General features: G+C 52.9%; 17 protein-coding genes. 5 read left to right on the forward strand and 12 right to left on the reverse strand.

Features of this window, described 5'->3' with window-relative positions; all coding sequences use genetic code 11:
• Positions 1-461: 461 nt before the first annotated feature.
• From ACCI51_RS08175 to ACCI51_RS08215, 9 genes are all read right to left on the reverse strand, one after another.
• On the reverse strand, positions 462-1,352 hold the full coding sequence (locus ACCI51_RS08175; protein WP_371843245.1) for an SMP-30/gluconolactonase/LRE family protein: 891 nt from the start codon (positions 1,350-1,352) through the stop codon (positions 462-464).
• Positions 1,353-1,467: 115 nt separating this feature from the next.
• On the reverse strand, positions 1,468-2,841 hold the full coding sequence (locus ACCI51_RS08180; RefSeq protein ID WP_299587546.1) for a glutamate decarboxylase: 1,374 nt from the start codon (positions 2,839-2,841) through the stop codon (positions 1,468-1,470).
• A 366-nt stretch (positions 2,842-3,207) separates the two neighbouring features.
• Complete coding sequence (locus tag ACCI51_RS08185; protein WP_371843246.1) at positions 3,208-4,011, reverse strand: class I SAM-dependent methyltransferase; 804 nt, start codon at positions 4,009-4,011, stop codon at positions 3,208-3,210.
• A gap of 35 nt (positions 4,012-4,046) precedes the next feature.
• Positions 4,047-4,454 (reverse strand): SpoIIAA family protein, encoded by a 408-nt coding sequence (locus ACCI51_RS08190; protein WP_299587541.1) that lies wholly within the window; start codon positions 4,452-4,454, stop codon positions 4,047-4,049.
• 42 nt (positions 4,455-4,496) lie between these two features.
• Complete coding sequence (locus ACCI51_RS08195) at positions 4,497-5,060, reverse strand: hypothetical protein (protein WP_371843247.1); 564 nt, start codon at positions 5,058-5,060, stop codon at positions 4,497-4,499.
• A 303-nt stretch (positions 5,061-5,363) separates the two neighbouring features.
• The gene (locus ACCI51_RS08200) at positions 5,364-5,834 is read right to left on the reverse strand and encodes a hypothetical protein (protein ID WP_299587536.1); all 471 of its coding nucleotides are present in this window, start codon (positions 5,832-5,834) and stop codon (positions 5,364-5,366) included.
• A gap of 327 nt (positions 5,835-6,161) precedes the next feature.
• Positions 6,162-6,809, reverse strand: coding sequence for an OmpA family protein (locus ACCI51_RS08205; RefSeq protein ID WP_299587533.1), 648 nt, complete (start codon positions 6,807-6,809; stop codon positions 6,162-6,164).
• A gap of 687 nt (positions 6,810-7,496) precedes the next feature.
• On the reverse strand, positions 7,497-7,724 hold the full coding sequence (locus ACCI51_RS08210) for a SlyX family protein (protein WP_299587530.1): 228 nt from the start codon (positions 7,722-7,724) through the stop codon (positions 7,497-7,499).
• The gene (locus tag ACCI51_RS08215; RefSeq protein ID WP_371843248.1) at positions 7,724-8,869 is read right to left on the reverse strand and encodes a serine hydrolase domain-containing protein; all 1,146 of its coding nucleotides are present in this window, start codon (positions 8,867-8,869) and stop codon (positions 7,724-7,726) included. The genes ACCI51_RS08210 and ACCI51_RS08215 overlap by 1 nt, the downstream gene beginning before the upstream one ends.
• Before the next feature lie 110 nt (positions 8,870-8,979).
• On the opposite strand from ACCI51_RS08215, the gene ACCI51_RS08220 reads away from it, so the two are divergent.
• Positions 8,980-9,444 carry a PaaI family thioesterase gene (locus tag ACCI51_RS08220; protein WP_299587525.1) on the forward strand — a complete coding sequence of 155 codons (465 nt, stop codon included), beginning with the start codon at positions 8,980-8,982 and terminating at the stop codon, positions 9,442-9,444.
• Between the two features lie 116 nt (positions 9,445-9,560).
• Here ACCI51_RS08220 and ACCI51_RS08225 read toward each other — a convergent pair whose 3' ends face one another.
• Entirely contained in the window at positions 9,561-10,394 is an 834-nt protein-coding gene (locus ACCI51_RS08225) for an ion transporter (protein ID WP_299587522.1), read from the reverse strand.
• A gap of 185 nt (positions 10,395-10,579) precedes the next feature.
• Here ACCI51_RS08225 and yciH point away from each other — a divergent pair, with 185 nt between their 5' ends.
• A complete protein-coding gene (gene yciH, locus ACCI51_RS08230; protein ID WP_371843249.1) occupies positions 10,580-10,903 on the forward strand; it encodes a stress response translation initiation inhibitor YciH in 324 nt (107 codons plus the stop codon).
• Here yciH and ACCI51_RS08235 read toward each other — a convergent pair.
• Both ACCI51_RS08235 and ACCI51_RS08240 read right to left on the reverse strand, forming a co-directional pair.
• Positions 10,900-13,395: a hypothetical protein gene (locus ACCI51_RS08235; protein ID WP_371843250.1), complete on the reverse strand. Its 2,496-nt coding sequence runs from the start codon at positions 13,393-13,395 to the stop codon at positions 10,900-10,902. The two genes, yciH and ACCI51_RS08235, sit on opposite strands and share 4 nt — an antisense overlap.
• Before the next feature lie 175 nt (positions 13,396-13,570).
• A complete protein-coding gene (locus ACCI51_RS08240) occupies positions 13,571-14,215 on the reverse strand; it encodes a TetR/AcrR family transcriptional regulator (RefSeq protein WP_371843251.1) in 645 nt (214 codons plus the stop codon).
• Between the two features lie 204 nt (positions 14,216-14,419).
• Between ACCI51_RS08240 and ACCI51_RS08245 the strand changes: the two genes are divergently transcribed.
• The 3 genes from ACCI51_RS08245 to ACCI51_RS08255 all read left to right on the forward strand — a co-directional run bounded on the left by ACCI51_RS08245 (position 14,420) and on the right by ACCI51_RS08255 (position 18,170).
• The gene (locus ACCI51_RS08245; RefSeq protein WP_299587511.1) at positions 14,420-15,313 is read left to right on the forward strand and encodes an SDR family oxidoreductase; all 894 of its coding nucleotides are present in this window, start codon (positions 14,420-14,422) and stop codon (positions 15,311-15,313) included.
• Positions 15,313-16,920, forward strand: a complete 1,608-nt coding sequence (locus ACCI51_RS08250) for an acyl-CoA carboxylase subunit beta (protein WP_371843252.1) — start codon at positions 15,313-15,315, stop codon at positions 16,918-16,920. Before ACCI51_RS08245 ends, ACCI51_RS08250 begins: the two co-directional genes overlap by 1 nt.
• Before the next feature lie 83 nt (positions 16,921-17,003).
• A complete protein-coding gene (locus ACCI51_RS08255) occupies positions 17,004-18,170 on the forward strand; it encodes an acyl-CoA dehydrogenase family protein (RefSeq protein WP_371843253.1) in 1,167 nt (388 codons plus the stop codon).
• The last annotated feature ends 10 nt before the right edge of the window (positions 18,171-18,180 follow it).

The raw sequence follows: 18,180 nt of genomic DNA on the forward strand, positions 1-18,180 counted from the left end.
CAACTCTGCGCCCAAGAAGGACGCGGAGTATAATAGCCGTACATTTTTCAAACAAACCGAAAGTGTGCAACAAAGATGCTTTTGACTTACAGGTCAGACCAGGAAGGTAAAGTCATTTTATCTAAAAGGTTTTTAAAGATAAAAAAAACAAAACAGTCTCAAAAAGAAAGGAAATCGTTTTAAAAAAAGACATCTAAAAAAGGAAGAAAAGTTCAAATTTTTTTGCCCCCCCTAAAACACATTACCAGCCAATCGCTTTGGCAGGCTACCTCACTCAAACCCCAAACAAAAAATAACCACTAAAAAAAGGATAAAAAAGGAACACCCACCCAAATAAAAAATGAAATTGAGATAATTTTTCTTTTAAGATCCACCTATAAAAAGCAACATTAAGAAAAAGGGAAAGGGAAAAGCGAAATACTCGCTAATAACTTAATAGAAAACCAGCGCGCCAAAGACAGTCATTTCAGCTTTGGACGATACAAACCTCTGCCTCGGCATGGTAGGTCCAGCCATTCCAGGCAGCCGAGATCTAATACCGTTACTACCGCTCCACCCGTGCGGTCTTCACAAAATGCGATATTAGTGGGACGTATACCACAGGTTGGAATACGCTCGACAATCCTGCCGTCACAGTCGAGGACACTCACATCCCCCTGCCCAAATACGGCACAATAAAGTTGGCCGTCATCGCCAAAAGCCATTCCATCCGGCCCAACACAGTCGTTCGGTAACCCAATAACAACATTACCAAACAATTTCGCTTCAATAGAGGCCGAAGAGATAAGATCGTAACGATAAATATTTCCTGTTAGGGTTTCACCCACATACAATACATCATTAGCATCAAATGCGATGCCATTTGGGAAAGATAACCCAGAATCAATGACTCGCAATACGCGGCCATTAGAGGGATCAATTTCAAATACTCGCCCATCGTATTCACAATCCCGGAAGTCAGCACGAATAGTCTGCCCCTCAAAAAATTTGTCTGGATCAATCCCGGAGTCTGTCATATAGAGCAAACCATTTTGACCAAACACCAGATCATTTGGCCAAAGGTAGGGGCGACCCTCAGGCCCCTCATAGGTGTTGAGGATTACGCCATCGGGCCGCATACGCACCAGCTTTTTAACCCCAGCTCCGGCAATCCACAAATTGCCATCACCATCGATTGCCATACCATTCGGGCGCCATCCGGGATGACCTACCTGCTGGTATCGCCCATAGGTATCAATGCGGCTCACACAGTTACGCGTACTCGACATTTCGACAACATAGATTTTTCCATCCGGCAGACAGACAGGCCCCTCTGGTTCCTGCAAGTCACTGTAAAGCACACGTTTTTTCATAGGATTTACCTTGAAATTCTATCAACACCGTGACTCAAATTAGTCAATTGTATTCTTATGGTTAACTCTTATCGACTCAGCTATGAAACAAGCACAGCCGATATAGCCTCGACGCTTAACATTTACTCGCGGCCACTTTGTGGGGGTCATGAAGCTTGGGTGGTGTGGCGTTGCCACCATGTTTTTCCAACCATTCACACGCGTGGATAATATCGTCGGCAAGCCCCTGAATGGCGTTTAGATTGAGATGTGGGCGCACTACGATGCGCAGGGAATTTACCGATTGGGCATTGGGTGGCATTGAGTAGGCCGACAATACCCAGCCGCGTTCGCGTACCTTGTCGGAAATATCGTATTCATTAAAGTTGGTGTATTTAGTATTCAGGGTCATGGCAACTACGGGTATACGTTGCGTTTTATTCATAATCTCGAAGTAACCACTGTCCACCAATCTGCCACGCAGCGTCTGAGCATTGGCCAGCGTGTGTTGCATGATATCCCTATAACCCTTAAAGCCGAGACGAATAAAATTATAATACTGGTAGGCAACCGGTGAAGCATTTCTGCTGAAGTTCAACGTGGCCGTGGGCATTTCCCCTCCCAGGTAATTGACATAGAACATCAGGTCTTCATCGAAAACGGAGCGCTCACGAAAAATTACCCAGCCCAACCCTGGCGGCACCAGCCCAAACTTATGCCCCGATGCATTGATGGATTTCACCCTCGGCAGGCGAAAATCCCAATGATAGTTTGGATATAAAAAAGGGTTTACAAATCCCCCGGAAGCACCATCAATATGCATGGGAATATCATGGCCGGTTTTCTCTTGATGGCGATCCAGCCAGTTATGAATCGCCCGGAAGGAGTCATCTTCCCCGGTGAACGTCTGCCCGGCAATCGCCACCACGGCTATGGTGTTTTCATCGACCAGCTCATCCAGGTGTTTGCTATTAAATCGATACTGCCCAGGTTTTAGTGGTGCTATACGCGGCTCCACATCGAAGTAGCGCATAAACTTTTCCCAAACGATTTGTACGTTGGCCCCGGTTACTAGATTTGGTTTGGATGCATCCTTGCCGCTCTTCTCCCTCTGTTTTCGCCAGTTCCATTTGTGCGCCAAGCCCGCCAGCATACAAGCCTCAGAGGACCCTATGGTAGCGGCACCATAGGGTTCCATATCTTTGGGCCCGTTCCACAATTCATGCAGCCATCGCACCATACGCGCTTCCATTGCGAACAGCTGGGGATACATGTCATGGTCGATATAGTTTTTCAAGTAGTGGTTTTTGGCCACCTCAAAAGCTTCAGGCTCGGTAAATGTGGTAACAAAGGAAGACAGGTTCATAGCCGGCTTGGCATCAGACCAAGTCTCACTGGTCACTATGGCCTCTGCCGCATGAGCGGAAATACTATCCCTGGGAAAGTGATCCTCTGGAATATCTTCGTTGTATTCATCAAAAAAAATATCGAATGGCGATTTCTGCTTCACGAACGACCTCCTTGTCACTCGTCAATATCGAAAATTGATTGCTGAAAATCCCCGCCTTACTTTCGCAGGGAGGACTTTCACAGGTTATAAATTAGCAGAGGAATAGCGATCGAAATCACAATCCCAGCAATGACTTGCATTACCTGGATTTTGAAAATGGCAACGGTCAGCCAGTGGAGAGAGAGGAAAGACACCGCCAGGACAAAAGACACTACGGCAACTATCCGTAAATAGAGAATGATTACTCAGACTGAGCGCCATTACGGCGATCAAGACAAAAGCCAGCCATATAGAAACTAATGCTTGTGCTTGTGCTTGTGCTTGTGCTTGTGCTTGTGGCCATTAAGGGTATTGAGTCCCCGGTTTTCAACCCGGCACGCCATGCTTGGTATAGATGTCGAAACGACCAGATTTTCCCTCAAAAGAAAGTGTCGGTTTCCTCCCCGCAAGATAAGGAGCCAACTTGGGGCGTTTGACCACGGTGCGGTAATAGCAGGCCCTGAATGCGGGTTCCAACAGTTCATCCGCATCTTGATCCTCTCCAACCAGATGGTGAAATGCCACCATCTCCTTCTTTACCTTGGCACTCTTACCTCGGGATGGGAACATAGGGTCCAGATATACGACTGGCCAAGACGCCGCATCCTGGCGTTGGAGCCACTCGGCCGCAGGTAGGTCGTGATCGACCAATGTTAAACGCCCGGCAATAGCGTTGAGTTCAGGGTCACTGATCGAGGCTTCCTGTAAGCGCCGTAGACCATCCTGCAGAAGTAGATGCACTACTGGGTTGCGCTCAAGCATCTGCACTTCACAACCGAGCGTTGCCAGTACGAAAGCATCGCGACCCAATCCAGCCGTTGCATCCAGTACACGAGGGTGAAAGCCCGAGCGTATACCGACAGCCTTCGCCACCGGCTGGGTCTTGCCTCCGCCGAATTTTCGTCGATGTGCCAGGGCTCCTCCGACAAAATCCACAGAGACGGGGCCCGGCGCCTTGCGCCCGGTTGCACAGAGCTTTAGCTGCTCGCCACAGGATAAAACCTGGGGAAAGTCGTTGATCTCAGAAGGAGGAAGAAGATCCAAACAGGGAAGACTAAGCTGACGGGACAATTGCTGAGCCGCGGGTAAATCATCAATCGTCGCGGCAATAATGGCCAATGCTGGGCTCACCGGCACTCCATAACACAGTTAAACGGTGCGCGATGCTAACCCGAATTTTCCAGCCATTCCAGGGCCTCGGAATACTCCCCAGGCGTAAAAGGTCGCACCTCTGCGCTAATGAAATGGCAAACCAGATGAGGCATAAATTTCAACACGGGGTTATCAGACACCACCGCGATTCTTTGGATATGCTTTTCATGATCGTGTACGAAGCGGAAATGCGAGATCATCGCAACAAAGCTTTTCCAGCCGGCAAAGTCTCGAGTATCGATTAGTAGCCCCTCAATCCTGCCCTGCTCGCGAATAATTGGGTCTATTTTTTCCGCCAGGCGATGGAAATCCTCCACGGTAAATGCCCCGTGAGGCTGAATCTGCAAAATTTTATGCCCCTGAATCCATTTATGTTCGATCATTCTATCAAAAGCGGTGGGCCGCCTGACGTGGCGGCCCACCTTATCTCCTTGCGACTTTACGCGTGTGCTTTGTCATACACACTAAGGTTCGTCGGAATTACTCTCCATACCCTGATCCGTCTCAGTCTCTGAGTTCGGGATATTGCTATCGAGACTTTCGGCACCCTCCACCGCTTTATCGGCTTCCTTCGATGCATCATCGATCACTTGATCGGCTTGGCCGTTATCCCCACTTCCAGGCATTTCTGCAGATTGGCCATTGGCACCGGGGACAGGGGGAGGACCACCAGCGTCACTATCTCCTGGTGACCCAGCGCCGGTGCTACCGGGCATAGGTACGGGTCCGCTGGCACCACTGCCCTCGCCGCTCCCCCCAGCGCCTCCCGGCGGTGTTGGATCGGTCTGATCTGAGTCCTGAGGCATTTGTGCATCGGGGTCGCCCATGCCATCTGGAGGTGTGGTGGTTCCATTTGGGGTGGTTGAATCACTTCCGCTGCCAGCTGGCTTAGAATTGTCATTCATCTGCCCGCTGTTGGGGGAATTCATCGAGTCATAGGCTTCCTTGGCCTTATGCTCACCACTGCGCGACATAAAGTATCCGATGATCAGCAGCAGAATGATCAGTGGAATCAATAACTTCTTCATACGTCGACCTCTCGACCCCAGGCAGTTTTAGACATTGCGCTCTTACTTGGCCAGCCAGCACTCAACGATAGGGGAGTACACCACTTGCGAAGCACTCGCTGACTTAAAGCCTTTTTGACGCCGGGACAAAGGGACATCAACTTCTATCGGCTAAAGAAGATGGCGCCAATATAAATAAGAATAACCCGGCATTAGAGTTCTTCAAGGCAATGAGCTATAGCGGGAGAGTTTGGATTGCTGTAAATAGAGGATAACTTACAACGGGATGTTCTAAGCGGCTTGAAGTGAGCCCCCCAGTTCACCTCAACCCTGAGAGGTGAACGCATTGAGCTCCGCCAACAGCGCCTCAGCCTCCGACTCCACAACCGCCGAATCGCAACTGTGCAACTGCAACCTACCGTAGCTATCTAAGCTGGCGAAAATCAGATAGTGCTCACCTTGCTCAAGTTTCTTATCGCAATACTCTAGCCCCAACCGGAAAGTAATTTGATCTGCCACCATGCCCTTCCATACCTGGCTCGGCTCAGCAGAATACACATAGCCGGATATTGCGGTCACTCCCGGCTCTGAAAGCGCACTGTCCACATCCCGGTGAATACCAATCACCTTCACTTGCGCAACGACGGCCGCCTCACTAAAACGGATCTCCAGGTGGGCACTGGATTCCACTGCCGACCCCTCCCAGGCGAAGCCTGCCGCGGTAAATCCCCCCATGAAAAGTAGCGCCAAGACAAAACTCCACACGGATTTCCATTTGAAAAGGTAACGATTCACGCTTCCACTCCACTATTCATTTATTCGCTGATGTAGAGATAGCACAGTCAGCCCGCTAACCGTCGGTTTTACCCGGTAGGAATCAGCAAGTTTTCCTTTTCACTGAAACCAAGGGCGTGAAGCGAATAAACCCAAGCCGTTGAGTCAACATAAGCTAGCGAGTGGAAAGAGAGTCTGGAGGGGGAGTTTGCCCAAGAGCGGGCTTATGGGGTCGGTGCAGGGATTGGCCGGGTAGAAGAGGAAGGAGCCACTGCACACAATATTCCCGCTGATGAAGGGCAATATCGGCGCAGTGACGTGCAGCTGAGCATCAACTGCACAGGGTGATTACAGCGGCAAGAGCTCAAGCTCAACACGGCGGTTGGCCTGGCGACCAGAATCCGAGCTGTTACTGGCCAGCGGGTAGCGCTCTCCGTAACCAACTGCCTGGACGCGGCCGGAGGAAACACCATTTTGATTGAAGAAGCTCGCCACAGAATTGGCTCGCTGCTCGCTCAAAGACTGATTGTGCACGTCCGAACCCGTGCTGTCGGTATGACCACTTACGCGAATGGCGGTTTTATCAAATTCCTGAAGAACCACCGTGACCGATTCCAGCGTATCGTAGAAATCGGTGCGAATATCTGAGCGATTAGTACCAAAAGTAATATTGCCGGGCATAATCAGGCGAATATTATCCCCCTCGCGCTGAACCCGCACACCGCTCCCTTCTAAACGTTGGCGCAGTGCCATTTCCTGGCGATCCATGTAGTAACCAGCACCACCACCAATTGCCGCACCACCCAGGGCCCCGGTCAGGGCGCCTTTACCGCGATCTTTCTTGCTCGCTGTGGCCACGCCAATAATGGCTCCGGTGACAGCACCAATGCCAGCCCCCTTGGCGGCATTGCTGGTTTTACGCTCTCCGGTGTAAGGGTCCAAAGTGGAACAGCCTACCAGTGAGCCCATAGCGAGAATTGCTACCCAATGTTTCATTATTGGTTCTCCTAACGCATTTTTTAATAAACGGGTATCGGATGCACTGAATCCAGTGCGCCCTGCACAGTGCCGGTATTATCCAACTAAAAGCTGACCGGCGGCTGAATCAACCCAACCAAATTTTGTGTAGATTACGGCGAACTGATCACCAGTTCTATTGACCAGTCCCCATTGCGCGACTTGAATTCGGCGGATGAGGGACTGGGGTACTTATTTGTTGAACGAAAAACCAACAGAACAAACTTCTTCCACAGCTTCTGTGGATAACTCTGTGCACTAATAAACCAGGTTCTGCGCCAGGCGGCGTAAACCCTCGCTTGCAGCACTTTGCATACTTTTTAAACTCTTTGGTTTTTTACTTTAAAAACAATAAGTTAGAACTTTTCACTAAAATAGTGTACTGGCAATACCGACAAATATCAGGACGCCAAGCCGCCATGTTTTGAATGTGGAAAAGTTTGTCAATAGCAAAGCGGTCACAAGTCAGAATTTTTTTAGACACATTAAGACTTAAAGCTATGGCGAGTTGGCACCAAATAATTTCCACCGCCCCTTGGCGCCTGGTGCCAATTTTTACCCACGCTAAACAGGTCAAAAAAAGGGCAAAGAATCCGCATTATTCTGGCAGCCATAAAATAAATGTAGATTCATCGATTTCATTCTCAGGCTGCTCGCCCAACGCCCTCAATAATGGGGAGGCTTCTCGTCGGCCTGCTTCGCACCGCCATGCATTTCAGAAGTCAGTGTTCTGTATTTTTCCCCAAGCTCGCTCATTCTCGCCACCACCGTGCGAATCTCCGCATCCTGGCGTGTAATTACGTCATTTAGCTGCGAGATTGTATCCTCCTGAAAAGCCAGGCGGCTCTCCAGTTCATCTACCCGCTCAACCAGTTGCATAACGTCTTCTGTCATCATATTAATCCGTACAGTGTTTCTACCAAGCCAACCGCACGGCGATCCATAAACAGGCTCTGCCCCAGTCGTGTGGTGATATAGGCAACCCCCAGCCCCTGCTCCGGATCGGCAAATCCAACACTACCGCCGGCTCCAGGGTGGCCAAAACCCTGCTTTCCACCGAAGCGCAGGTCGGCGGAATGGCTACTGCGAATAAAGCCGCAGCCGAAGCTCACCTCAGCCTGCAATACTTTATCCCGCCCACGGCTCTGTTCATGGGCGGCTTCATTGACCCATCTTTTCTCTAGGGTTGTGGGGTTTTCCCCTGCCAAGTCACCATAAACAGCCGCCAAGTCCCGCGCGCTGAAGTGACCATTGGCGGCGGGTATCAGGGCACCGCGCCACTCGCTGCTATTAGTCCCCATCATCAAGCTAACCGGATTACTAAAGGCCATAGCTACCGGACCTTTGCGGTCCTCTTTAATCGCGCGGCCAATGGCATTTTCACGCAGCTCTGGCAGTGGCTGCTTCAGTGGGCTCACATCGGCAATACGGGCGGAACGATGCCCCAGCGCACCAAAGCCGCCATCGAGGTTGAGGGGTTTGGCTAGCGATTCCCGATAAAGTTCCAATAGGGGTTTTTGCGCAACCTTTTCGATTAGACCGCCCAAACTCCAACCGTACAGAAAAGGGGCATACCCTTGCGCACTGCCCGGCTCCCACCAGGGGTTGGTAGCCGCAACCGCATCGCAAGCCGCTTGCCAGTCGTAGATAAGACTCTCTTCTACACGTTCGCGGAAAGCGACCAACCCACTGCGGTGGCTGAGAAGTTGGCGCGCGGTGACAGACTCTTTATTATTCTTTGCAAATTCCGGCCAGTAATCTGCCACCGGGCGATCCAGGTCCAGCCTGCCCGCCGCTACCTGCTGCATGGCGAGCAGTGCCAGCACCCCTTTGCTGGATGAAAATACATTCACCAGGGTCTCTTCAGTAAAGGGCTGCTGCCCATCCCGGTCGGCGCTGCCCGCCCATAGCGAACAGATCAGCTCACCGTGTTGGCGCACCGCAAAGGCTGCGCCAGTATCCCCACACTCGCGAAAATTCTTGGCGAAGGCCTCGAGCAAGGCTTCAAAACCAGGGGCGCAAAAGCCGTATATTTCCATGTATCTATGTCCAGATAATTCAGGTAACTCGATTGCAAGTCCGCAAGGTTAGTTTCTTCCCCTCTTTGGCGCAAATCGGTACCATGGCCCGTCCACAGCGAGGGATAGTTATGACTGAAAAAACTGCCATTCAGGATCAAATTCAGGGCAACCACTGTTTTGGCTGCGGGCCAGATAACGACCAGGGCCTGCGCATTAAAAGCTATTGGGTGGAGCCGGATAAATCCCGCTGTGTGTTCACCCCCAGCCCCTTCCACAACGCTGGACCCGCTCAATATTTGAACGGTGGCATTATCGCCACGGTCATTGATTGCCACACCGTATGTAGTGCAATTGCCGATGGCTACTTACAAGCGGGCCGTGAAGCGGGTAGCGGAGACAAAATCTGGTTCGCCACCGGCAAGCTGGACATCAAGTACCTGGCACCGGCGGCCATTGATAAACCGGTGATCCTGGAAGCCACTATTGTCGGACGCGGGCCCAAGAAAACCATTCTGCACTGCGAGCTCAGCAGCGATGGGCGCGTTTGCGCCAAGGCCGAGGTTGTCGCTGTGCGTGTGCCCGACCAGTGGTGATCCATACAAGCTGATTCGCGCAAGGAGACTCCCCCTCCTCTATCATTCACCTCAGGGGATAACCCCAGATCTCGCCTAAACGGGGCCTGGGGCAGTCGGCGCCTATGGAAGCAGCATCAACCCCAGCCCGAAACAGCGGGCGGCTCCAACCTATATCCGCAAAACTTGCAGTACTCCGCATCCGGATCATGAGCGCTGCGACCACAGTTATTACAGCGATGGTACCTGCGCTCACGATTCATTTCCCCGGCGAGCTCCGCGGTGAGAATACCTGTGGGTACAGCGATAATTGAGTAACCAATTAACATCGTCATGGCTGCAATCGTCTGCCCCAGCGGCGTCTGCGGCGAAATATCCCCATAGCCTACAGTGGTAATGGTCACGATAGCCCAGTACACACTGGTGGGAATACTGGTAAACCCGTGTTCAGGCCCTTCCACCACAAACATCAGCGATCCGAAGATAATGCACATTACAAAAACGCTGGAATAAAACACCAGGATCTTTCGTCTGGCCAAACCGAGGGCCCGCAGTAACAGGTTGGCATCCTGCAGGTAGCGGACTAACTTGAGTATTCTAAAGATACGCAATACCCGCAACAGGCGTATCACCAACAGATAAGTGGCACCGGTATAAAGGAGAGCTAGGTAACTGGGCAGAATGGCCAGTAGGTCAACGATCCCATAAAAACTGAAAATATACTTGCGTCGATTCACCGAGCAATAAATACGAGCGGCATATTCCACGGTAAACAGACCCGTGAAGATCCACTCCAACATGGTTAAGAATGGCCCATAACGTTCTGCTATGGGACCAATGGAAGCCAGCAGTATCAGGCCCACACTAATTAAAATCGCCCAGATCAAAAACACATCGAAGTTTCGCCCGGCGGGCGTCTCAGTGCCAAAGATCACTTCATTGAGCAGTTTGCGACGCCCAGTCAACGCCATGGATTCACCTCTAGGACCAAATGCTATTGCTTTAGGGGAAATTTTACCTCCTGCCGGCTGGCGGGTCGCCCCCAATTCCTTTTTCACCGGGATTACAGCTTCGCCGACACTTTGACTTCCCCCTTGTCTCGGGCACAATCGCGCCCAAACACTCTGTACATCAATTTACCGGGAAGCCCTAGTTTATGGCCAAGGAAAATCGTCTCGTTTATTCCACCGACCGCGGCCGCATCAAAGAGGAGGCAGCAGAGCCGAAGCGTCACCAAGGAGATGGGGTTGTGCGTATTCAGCGCGAAACCAAGGGGCGCAAAGGCAAGGGAGTCACCTGTGTGCGCGGCCTAGCCGGCAGCGACAGTGAACTGAAGCTGCTGTTGGCCGAACTGAAAAAGCGCTGCGGCTGTGGCGGCACCCTAAAAGACGGGGTGATCGAAATCCAGGGAGACAAACGCGTTGAAATCCAAGCCCTGCTGGAGTCCAAAAACTACAAAGTAAAACTCGCTGGCGGCTAGACAGCCTGCAAGAGGCGCAACGGACTCAGCTCCAATTGCTCCTCCCGGCGCAAACAGCACTGCAGCAGTGCAGACAGCTGGATCTGATAGTGCTCCATGATTACCGCACTGGCGTATTTGCAGCGCGCATCCGCAGTACCTACCACAGCCAGTGCTTCCTGGTGACGCTGGGGCAGTTGCTGTAATGGCTCGCGCTTTGCTTTGATACAAAGAGCGCTATCCAACCCCTGAGCTTTTAATAACTCAGAAGACTCCACCGTGGCAAAGGTCGCATCCAGTTCCCGCGCAGACAGCGCCAGGTATTTCTGTACCAATTCACGTTCAGCCAAGTCCTGGGACAAACGGTGGGCAAACAACGTGAGGCTGACACTGTAGCCCGCAAGGCGCTCCAGGTGGGAGGCGAGTACATCATAAGCGGCCAGATGGCTCAGAAGAGTCCGCGCTTGTTGTCGCTCGCGGGCTGGCATTGCCACTACTGCAAGACACAAGCGCTGGTAAAAAACTGCATAGATGTGCTGTAACTGCTGCTCTACTTCTTCGAACTCCGATCTCTTCACCGCCGCCACTTCCTGCGCTGTGGCAAGGTTCACACTGGTCAATAAGTAGTCTTGTGGCTGGATGCGCACCTTGGCCCGAATCAACGCCGCGCCCAGTTGCACCGTCACCATCTGCGTGCGGCGGCTTTCGCGCTGCTCTCGCAACTCTCGCAGCTCTATTAACTTTCCGCGCAGCCAGTCGATACTGGCCTGTAACCCCATCGCCTGCATTTCCGGTGAGGCCGGACGACGCAGAGGAAGTAAGGTAAGCGGCGGCAGACGATTAAAATACACCGCCAACACCTGTTGCGCCTCTTCCGCCTCACGGCTGGCACAAAGTAAGCGGCGATTCTCCACCACCTGGCAATCGGGTGCACAGCTAATCACACTGATATCGCGAGCCAACCTGGGAAAATCGGCAAAAAGCGTACGCAGACATATTTCTCGTTGCATACGCGCACTCAAACTGCGCTGTTGCACAGCCTCTATACGTTGCAGGTCTGCCGCCTCGAAAATATCCCAGGGGTCGCTGGCCTGCCCCATCGCCAACTCTATGGCCTTGCGGGTTTCTTCATCCAGGTTTTCCCCGGTCCAAGCCACAGCGGCAGGAATATTTTCAAAGCACTGCCCGACGGCTGCCGCCTCACGGCTCGTCTCGGCAACAACCAGGTCTGCATGTACCAAGCGATGCCAGTTTTCTGCAAACTCGGCGAAAGCCGCACTGCCAATCAAGTCGGCAGCCCAAAGGTCAGCGCGGGATTCCAGGTACTGCGCGCTACCACGGGTTACCGCCCGATGCAGATTCTCCAACCGCTCAATTAGCGGCAGTAAAAAATGCCCACAGGTCACCAGTATTTGATGCAAGGGCTTTAGCAGACCCGGCTCACCGGTACTACTCAGCACACTCCGTTCGTTCTCCAATGCCCACTGCATCTGCTCCAATCGGCGCACACCATCTAATACCAGCCAGGCCAACAATCCGTTTAATTTGCCCTGATAGATACCGAGCCCCCGCGCCACCAGCGCTAGAGTTCCACGCCCATCCAGTGAGGCCACACTGGCCAACCCCAGGTGCAGCGGTAATTCCTGGCGCATCACCTCAGAAAATCTGGGCATACTGAAAACTCTGGCATCGGGGCGAATGATAATCGTGTGAATTTTCGGTAGCCCTGTGGCGCTGGATAGCTGCTTAAATAGTGCGAACACATCCTTGCTTTCAGGGTGCTCCAGGGATATTTCAGCGGATCGCGCGCGAGTATCCCTTGGAAAGTAAAAGTAGGGAAAGGCCAGCAACAGAAGTAGAAAAATACAGAAGGTTGCCCCCCCCAGACCGGCGAACACAATTCCACCACTTAGCTCACCCTGCCAAACGGCCGCGGGGATTTGCCAGAAAGCCAAGCCGGCACCGTACAAACACAGTGCCGCTGCACAGATAAAAACGGCGGGTATGACCAGAGCAGGCAGCAACCCCAGTAGCGCTCGCCACCCCATGGAGGTCACAGGTGTTTTTATATCACTAAAGAGAGGCTCAGTTTTTGTGGTTGTTTTGGGCCTGACGGAAGCCTTAGATCGCCTGGAATCTATATTTTTCATCGCCGGCGACAATGATTCTGTCGCCCCGTCTACAGCAGCCGTATTTTTTGATCCCTCTTTTTGAATCGCCTTGGCCTTGCGGCGCTGGGCCACCTTGATCTTCGCAATCAATCGTTGGTTATCGAATTTTCCCGCGGGGCAAACCTCGACACGCAGACCAATTTTATGCAGACCGGTCCGGTACTCCACAGCCTGTGCCGAACTCAGCCTGTCCTTAATCACCCAGCCCTTTAACAACAGCCTGCGGGCCTGGGCTTCAGGAATTGAGAACAACTCGGCCACGGCGCTTGTGACCGACTCCGGTTTTTTGGCGTGAAGCATCCTTCCCGTGGAAACCACCTGATAGAAATCCTGGCCCGCCATCTCCCTCTCCTGTCACCAAGTGACACTTATTGTCACAATTAATACATCTTGCGCGCAGGGTAAAAGATTCAGAGAACGTCAGGTGGGCACCAGTTCTCAGGAAACTGGTGCCGGCGGATAATTTGGCAGGAAAGGTGGCAAAGTGCACAGTTTTAACGACACTTTGCCGGCAGTATCACGGCGCAAATATCTGAAAGACACGATCTGACAGCTCTGGAATAGTCAAACCTTTCTCCCTCGGTTTGAACCAGCTGTAGGTATGACTCAAAGCCCCGACCAAAAGGCGACGCACCACGGCGGCATCGCCGCCAGGACACTGGGCCGTATTGATCGCATCCAGCCATATTTGCTCGTATTCATCGCGCTGCAACAGCACTTCTTTTTGGCTTGCCTCTGACAAACTACGCCACTCCATCACCAGGATGGAAAACCCCGGTACCGCCTGCTCGTGAATGGCTTCAAGCTCGGACTGGATACAAGCCCGCAATCTCTCCTGTGGCGAACCAGCACTTTCCATCGCACTGCGCATGCGCGCACTGGCAAAAATAGTGACCTCCTTCATCACCTCACAGAGGATCTGCTCCTTACTGGAGAAGTGGTGAAAAATACTACCGGAGAGAATACCCACCTCGGCAGCAAGATCTCGTACAGTGGTACGGGAAAATCCCTTTTGCTCAAACAGGCGCGCAGCAGCGTTGAGTAAACGTCCACGTGGAGATCCCGGGTCTGTTAGCTCACCCTTTTTTACCAGGGCTCCAATGAGTTGTTGCGGCGACAGCTCACTCTGCGCCTCCTCCAGTACTTGTGCAGCCTCTTGCACGGTGACTCCCATTACTTTGTATTTTGATAGCGGTCAAAACAGCGGCTCATCAATTACATAATCAAATAAGCGCCAACTATTGAATACCAAGCGCTTGCTTGGTAGCGTTAAGCTATTCTGCGCATTACCAATCACGGGCGCAAGCGCTCGTTAAAACAATAAAAACTGAGAAAGCCCTCAAGGGCTCTAGAAGAGGAAATGCCCATGCGCTATCAAAGCCAGCTGCGCCCCGGCAGCTTTAGCGAACAAACCCATATCGTCACGGGTGGCGGCAGTGGTATCGGCCGCTGTATTGCCCATGAACTCGCCAGTCTTGGCGCCCATGTGGTGCTGATCGGACGCAAACTCGACAAACTGGAACGCGTTGCCGGTGAGATCAACAGCGATGGTGGCGAGTGCAGCGTATTCAGCCTGGATATTCGCGATGAGGAAGGCGTAAAGGAAACTATCGGCCAGATCGTTCTGGCACAGGGGACGATTCACGGACTGGTGAACAATGCCGGTGGACAGTTTCCCTCCCCCCTTGAACAGATCAATACAAAAGGCTTCGATGCGGTCGTGCGCAGCAATCTGCTCGGCGGTTTTCTAATGTCACGCGAAGTTTTTTTGCAATCGATGAAAAAGCATGGCGGTAGCATCGTGAATATCACTGCAGATAATTCCGGTGGCATGCCCATGATGGGACACTCCGGTGCCGCCCGTGCGGGCATGGAAAATATTACCGAAACCGCCGCACTGGAGTGGGCCGCCTCTGGAGTTAGAGTCAACGCTGTGGCGCCCGGCTACATCCTCTCCAGCGGCTTCGACACCTACGATCCGGAATTCCTACGCGAGCTGCTACCAGGCTTCCGCGACAGTATTCCCCTCTACCGACTGGGCGAAGAGGCTGAAGTGAGCGGCGCCGTATGCTTTCTACTGAGCGATGCCGCCAGCTATATCACCGGGCAAACCCTGCGCATTGACGGAGGCTCCAGCCTCAAACACCACTCCCCCCTGTGGCAACCACAGGCCGCCAATAACTCAAACCGGTTCAACGGCTTCCATCGCAAACACCGGCCACAGGTGGTGAAAGAGCTGGAAGCGGAGGGCAAGCTCTAATGCAGCCGATTGATTCCCAGCTGGATAACCGCTCGGCAGAATTTAATGACAACAGAGTCGCAATGCTGAAGCAGATCAGCGAATTTCGCGAGGCTGAGCAAAAACCGGTACAGGCGGAAAAAAACAAGGCTGCCCGCTACCGCGATCGCGGCTGGCTACTGCCGCGAGAGCGCCTCAACCTGCTGCTTGATCCCGGCGCCCCTTTTATCGAACTGTGCTCACTCGCCGGCTACAAACTCTACGACGATCAGGATGGTAGCGGCGCTGGCGGCGGTGCTATTTGTGGCATCGGCCAGATCAGCGGGCGCCGCTGTATGGTCCGAGTGGATAATTACGCAGTGAAAGGCGGCACCATCTCCCCTGCCGGAATGGATAAAGCTCTGCGCATGCAGCGCATCGCTATGGAGAACCACCTGCCGGTGGTCAGCCTGGCACAAAGTGGCGGCGCTAACTTAATGTACGCAACCGATACTTTTGCCCCCGGCGGACGCGGCTTCGCCAATCAGGCGCGTATGTCCGCCGCCGGTATCCCACAGATTACCGTTGTGCATGGTGGCGCCACTGCCGGCGGTGCCTATCAGCCAGGGCTATCGGATTATGTGATCATGGTGCGTGGGCAAACCGGTATGTACCTGGCCGGACCGCCGCTGCTGAAAGCCGCCACCGGTGAGATTGCCGATGAGGAGAGTCTCGGCGGGGCAGAAATGCACTGCACCGAATCCGGCAGTGGCGATTACCTGGCCGAAAATGATGCCGATGGCATTCGTATGGCGCGAGAAATTGTCGCTGCCCTGCCCTCGCCAAAACAGAATACTTTAGAAAGAGATTACCAAGATCCACTCCTCCCGATCGACGACCTGCTCGGCCTGATTCCGGCCGACAGCAAAAAACCCTACGACGTTCGCGAGGTTCTCGCGCGAATCGCCGACAGTTCCGCCATGCTGGATTTCAAACCGGAATTTGACCGGCAGACAGTATGTGGCCATATCCGTATCGAAGGCTTTCCCGTAGGCATTATCGGCAATAACGGCCCCATCACCCCCAAAGGAGCCAATAAGGCCGCGCAATTTATCCAGTTGTGTGAACAGAGTGGTACCCCACTACTGTTTTTACACAACACCACCGGATTTATGGTGGGTACCGAAGTGGAGCACAACGGCATTATCAAGCACGGGGCGAAAATGATTCAGGCCGTAGCCAACGCCAGCGTGCCCAAGCTCAGCATAGTGGTAGGCGGTTCCTATGGTGCCGGCAACTACGCCATGTGCGGACGCGGGTTCGATCCGCGCTTTATTTTTGCCTGGCCCAACTCCCGTACGGCAGTGATGGGCGCAGCACAGGCCGGCAAAGTTATGCGTATCGTCACCGAACAAAAAATGCAGCGTGGCGGCAATGTGGATGAGGCGGTATTGGACAAACTGGAAAACGACACCAGTGCCTTTATGCAAGGCAATTCCGATGCGCTCGCTTGCAGCGCCCGCCTGTGGGATGACGGCATTATCGATCCCCGCGATACGCGCAAACTGTTGGGTATGCTGCTGGAGGTTTGCCAAGAGGCCGAGTACAGCCAACTGAATAAAAACACCTTCGGCGTGGCGAGGTTTTAAAGCGAAAACGCCGGGCAACAAGGAAGTGCCGTTGCCCATTATCACAATCACCGGGTTCACACTTCAAGGCAGGGAAAACAATAATGATACTCAGCGATCAACACCGGGAACTGCAGCGCACCGTACAAAATTTCGTTCAGCTGGAAATCAACCCCAACGTGGCAGAATGGGAAAAAGCCGGTCACTTTCCTATTCGCGAAATCTTTCAGCAACTGGCCGGCCTCGGCCTGCTCGGCATCAGTAAGTCCAGCGATTACGGTGGCCTCGGCCTCGACTTCAGCTATGAAACGGTTTTCTTGGAGGAGTTGGGCGGTGCCCACTGCGGCGGCGTGCCCCTGTCAATTTCAGTCCAGACTTCCATGTGTACTCCCGCCCTGGCAAATTTTGGTAGCCAGGATCTCAAAGAGCAGTTCCTGATTCCCGCCGTACGCGGAGAAATGGTCGGCGCCATTGCCGTATCCGAACCCGGAGCCGGTTCCGATGTGGCCTCGATAAAAACCACCGCCAAAAGTGACGGCGATGACTATGTGATCAACGGCAGTAAGATGTGGATCACCAACGCCCCCTGTGCCGACTTTTTCTGCACCCTGGTCAACACCAGTGAGGGCAAGGCACACAGTAATAAATCCCTGATTATTATTCCGGCCAAAACCGCAGGCGTACGCATCGGTGAAAAGCTCGACAAGCTTGGCATGCGTTCATCAGAAACCGCCCCTATCTTTTTTGACAATGTGCGGGTACCCAAACATTTCCGTATCGGTGATGAAGGTGCCGGCTTCCTGTTACAGATGCTGCAATTCCAGGAAGAGCGCCTTGCCGGTGCCGCGTTGAATTTAAAGGGGCTAGAAAATTGTGTGAGCACGACGATCGACTATGTGCGCGAACGCCACGCCTTTAAAGCGCCATTAATTGACAATCAAACTATCCATTTCGCCCTTGCGGAAATGCAAACAGAGGTGGAGTGCCTGCGTTCACTGACCTGGCGCGCGGTGGAAGCCTATGTGGCGGGAGAGGATGTCACCACCCTTGCCTCTATGGCCAAGCTCAAGGCGGGCCGCCTGTCCCGCTCTATTCCAGACCAATGCCTGCAATTTTGGGGCGGTATGGGCTATATCGAGGAAACCGTTATCAACCGCGCCTATCGCGACAGCCGTCTCACCGCCATCGGCGGCGGTGCCGACGAAGTGATGCTCGGCATCATCTGCAAGCTGATGGGCATATTGCCCGGCAAGCGTAAACCCACAGCGTGAGGTAAGTCCC

Source organism: Microbulbifer echini (assembly GCF_041447225.1).
Classification (GTDB): Bacteria; Pseudomonadota; Gammaproteobacteria; order Pseudomonadales; family Cellvibrionaceae; genus Microbulbifer; species Microbulbifer echini.